This window comes from Pseudomonas sp. PA-4-8C, assembly GCF_021606625.1.
Lineage (GTDB): Bacteria > Pseudomonadota > Gammaproteobacteria > Pseudomonadales > Pseudomonadaceae > Aquipseudomonas > Aquipseudomonas lactis.
The window spans coordinates 1-3,790 of sequence record NZ_WKCD01000397.1; the positions used below are offsets into that span (position 1 = coordinate 1).

The 3,790-nt window shown below is 62.4% G+C and carries 3 protein-coding genes; 1 reads left to right on the forward strand and 2 read right to left on the reverse strand.

The genetic code is table 11. The features are described from left to right. Nucleotides 1-512: 512 nt before the first annotated feature. Nucleotides 513-1,469, reverse strand: coding sequence for a GlxA family transcriptional regulator (locus GIW04_RS28895; protein ID WP_003191921.1), 957 nt, complete (start codon nt 1,467-1,469; stop codon nt 513-515). Between the two features lie 109 nt (nt 1,470-1,578). Between GIW04_RS28895 and GIW04_RS28900 the strand changes: the two genes are divergently transcribed. Then, nucleotides 1,579-2,121 (forward strand): thioesterase family protein, encoded by a 543-nt coding sequence (locus GIW04_RS28900; protein ID WP_120248194.1) that lies wholly within the window; start codon nt 1,579-1,581, stop codon nt 2,119-2,121. 9 nt (nt 2,122-2,130) lie between these two features. Here GIW04_RS28900 and pvdP read toward each other — a convergent pair whose 3' ends face one another. Then, nucleotides 2,131-3,759 carry a pyoverdine maturation tyrosinase PvdP gene (gene pvdP, locus GIW04_RS28905; RefSeq protein WP_003191924.1) on the reverse strand — a complete coding sequence of 543 codons (1,629 nt, stop codon included), beginning with the start codon at nt 3,757-3,759 and terminating at the stop codon, nt 2,131-2,133. Nucleotides 3,760-3,790 lie beyond the last annotated feature (31 nt).

A 3,790-nucleotide genomic window follows, 5' to 3' on the forward strand; every position in this document is an offset into this window, starting at 1 on the left:
CTCTTGATCTTGATCTGCTTTTGATCTCAGGCGCCCCGTTAAACCACGCTGGCCGGAATTCGACAGGGATTTGGGGGGTAAACCGGCAGGGATGCCGGCTTAGCCGCCCCGCGCCATGGATGGCGCGTGGCGGCGGCCCCCCAAATCACTGGCGGATTACGGGCACACCGAGCCTAAGCGAGGTGCCGAGTGGTGGGGCAAGAGCGCTTTGCTTACTTTTGTCTGGGCCGGCATTCCGGCTTTTCGAAAGTGAGCCGCCGTCAGGGCGGAACCCTAGGCGGCCGTTACCGAAGGAATGGATATATACACTGTCCAAATGTGTTGGCTGTCAGGCCGTCTTCGCAGGCAAGCCAGCTCCCACATTTGGAACGCGGGGAGTCAGGTACAGAAGTGTCGGCTGGTAGGCCGTCAGCGCAGGCAAGCCAGCTCCCACAGTTGGATCGTGGGGTTTCAGGTAGATATGGGTCGGCTGGCAGGCCGTCATCGCAGGCAAGCCAGCTTCCACATTTGGATCACGGGGCAGTCAGAAACTTCTTGCGATACGCCGCCGGCAGCATCCCCACCCGCTGCTGAAACAACCGCCTAAACGAATTACTGTCCTCATAACCCACCGCATACGTAATGCTATCGAGCGTCATCCGTGTCGACTCAAGCATCTGCTTGGCACGCTCCAGACGCAGGCTCTGCAGATAACCAATCGGCGTACACCCCGTGGCTTCCTTGAAGCGCCGCTTGAAATTACGCACCCCAAAGCCAAAGCGCTGGGCAACCTCGTCGATCACCAATGACTGCGCAAAGTGCTGCTCCAACCAATGCTGCACACGCAGGATCTGCGCATCACCGTGGCTCTTGGGCAGCGACCACATCGCGTAGGCCGACTGCTCAGTGCGCCCAGCATCGATCAGCAAGTACTTGCCGCAGGTATGAGCCAGCTCCGGCGAGCCGAAACGGCGGATCAGATGCAGCATCAAGTCCATCGCCGCCGTAGCGCCCCCGCAGGTGATCAGGCGATTGTCTTCGCAGAGGATCTGCCCCTCATCCAGGCTGACCTGGGCATACCGACGCCGGAAGAACCCGGCAAATGCCCAGTGAGTCGTCGCACGCAAGCCGTGCAATAACCCCGTCTCGGCCAGCATGAACGCCGCCGTGCACATCGAAGCCAACACGGCGCCCTGCCCATGCTGCTCACGCAACCAGGCGCCGTAGGCGGCGAACGTCGGCAGGGCTTCCTTGAGGGTAAAGAGAAAACCGGGAATCAGCACTAGGTCGGTGCGCGCGATCTGCGCCAGCGAACCGTGCACCTGCAGGCATTGCCCACCCCATACCGTCACCGGGTGGCCGTCCAGAGACGCGAGCGTCACCTCGAACGGTGGGCTTTGAGCGAACAGATTGGCCGCACTGAGCATTTCCATGGCCAGGGTGGCACTGGCAGCGGAACACTGATCCGCCAGGAGCAAGGTGACGTGCATGTAAAAACTCCAGCTTGCACTTTTCGCATGTAATAAGTCATTTACGCATCTACCTTAGCCGATTCCGCCCCCGTAAAGTGCGGCCATTGATCAACTGTCTGGCGTTTTTATGAATCTCTGGTTTCGATTACTGCTCATGCTGTTGCGCCGCCCCTGGCGCAAACCGGTTCACGGCCTGGCCACCACGGTGGTGCGCATGCGGGTCTGGCCGCTGGACCTGGACCTGAACCGGCATGTCACCAATGGCCGATATTTCACCCTGGCCGACGTGGCGCGCATGGATTTTGTGCTGCGCACGGGCGCATTTCGCGTGGCACTGCGCCACAAGGCCATGCCGATAGTCGGCGATACCTGGGGCAAGTTCCGTCGGGAATTGAAGCTGTTCGAGGCATTCGACGTGCACACCCGCATTCTCGGCTGGGACCACAAGTGGAACCTGATGGAGCACCGCTTCGTCAGCAATGGGCGGGTGGTTGGCGTGGTGGTGATGCGCGGGCTGTTTCGCTCTGCCAAGGGCACACTGCCCCCGGCCGAATTTATCCGCGAGCTGGGCTTGGACGACACCTCGCCGCCGCTGCCGCAATGGTTGAGCGACTGGGCACACAGTTGCGATGAAATGAGTGCGCAATTGCGCGGGGAGGAGCAGGTTTAAAAACGCCCGCTAAGCCTCGCGCTTGACCTTCAAATGCCGTGCATACCATGGCCGCTGTGGCACGCGCTTGAATAACCCTTTGAGCAGCTCTTCATCGGCGCCGAAAGTAATGCGCAGGGCCAGCTTCATGATCTCCGGGTCCATCTCCATCGAGCGCCCCTGCTGCAGCCCCGGTGTGGTGCTGCAGCCGTGGGTGTCCGGTCCCAGCCAAGGGTCGCCTACTTCGACCCAGCGGCCTGGCGCGAACCAGGCCACGCCGTTGACTTCCAGTCGGCTCACCTCACCTGGGTTGAAGCGCTCGTGGGCGCGAAACCAGTCTTCGATGCGGTCATCTATCCAGCCATGGAAATGCCAGAACACCGGGTTTACATGGGATGAAAACGGGTCGCCCAGAAAGTCGTTCTCCGGCGCATACCAACGTGCGGCAAAGTCTGCGGGGTCACGGGCGAAGGGGACCGGGGCGCCGTTGGACGGGTCGCGGGGCACCGAGGCCCAGCGCATATGCAGCCAATCGTGCAGGCCCAGTTCCATTTCCGAGCCCAGTTGGCCCAGGCTCAACTTGGCCAGGTAGCGCGGATCGCGGTACTGGGATTCCCACACCTGAAAGTTGCTGTGGTAGGTCTCGGCCGCCTTGATATCGCTGACCCACTGGGTGTAGTCGGCGTCATCCGGCGCCGACCAACAGGGCGGCAGCGCGAAACCGTCGTGATTGTCGAAGTAGCGCACAAATCCCAGGCGATCGCGCTCCAACGGCGGTTGCGGCTCGGGGAATTGCGGCCAGGACGGCAAGTCCTGCATGGAACGTGCGGTGCCGAGCATGTGGCGGTGCATGAAAAAGAAGTCGATGCCCGAACCATTGCGGTCCTTGCGCTTGCCGCGGGCATCGCGCTCCTGGCCGCGGGGCCCGGGCTGCCAGCCGATGCCGCGCAGGGCTTCGCGTTTTTCTTCGGAGAGCTTGTGCCACTGGTCGCGGGTAGCGTGCCAGAGTTGGTGAAACAGGCGGTGTTCGGGAGAAATCAGCCAGGCCAGCAAGGTCGGGTTGAGGCCGATGCGCTGGCGGGCTTCGGGGAACAGTTGTTTGTGGGCGATAAAACGGTTGTCGCGTTCGGTCAACGCCAGGGGCCGCTCAAGGTCGAGGATGTGCCCGCTGAGCGTGGCGCTGCCGGCATTGCCGAAATCGGCCCAGACTTCATCCAGGGTCATCTTGAATTCATAGGCCGGCGCGCCGCCGTCGGAATCACGGTCGATCAAGCGCCAATAGAGCACGGCGCCCTCGCCCGTCAGTAGGTCGCCCAAGACGCGGTAGCGCGGCTCGCCGTCGGCGCGCAATTGCTCGGCGGTGTCCAGGTACCCACGCAGGCCACGGCCACGGGGGGCGATGTCGAGCAGCAACTCCAGGCCTTGCTGCGGCAGGCCCGCAAGGCCCGCATCGCGGCCTTCCAGGCGCAGGCTCCAAACACCCCGCAGTGTGTTCGCCAGGTGCTGGCCCTGGGTGTCGGCGAGGTCGACCGTGGCTTCGCCGGGGGTGATGGGAAACGCTTCTTCCCGTGTCAACTCGCGATGGGCATAAAAGGCCGCGGGCACGGCTGCACCGGTCAGCGCCAGGCCTGCGATGAACCCACGTCGAGAGATTGTCATTGGCTACCTTAGGAAACGGCTTGATCAGAGC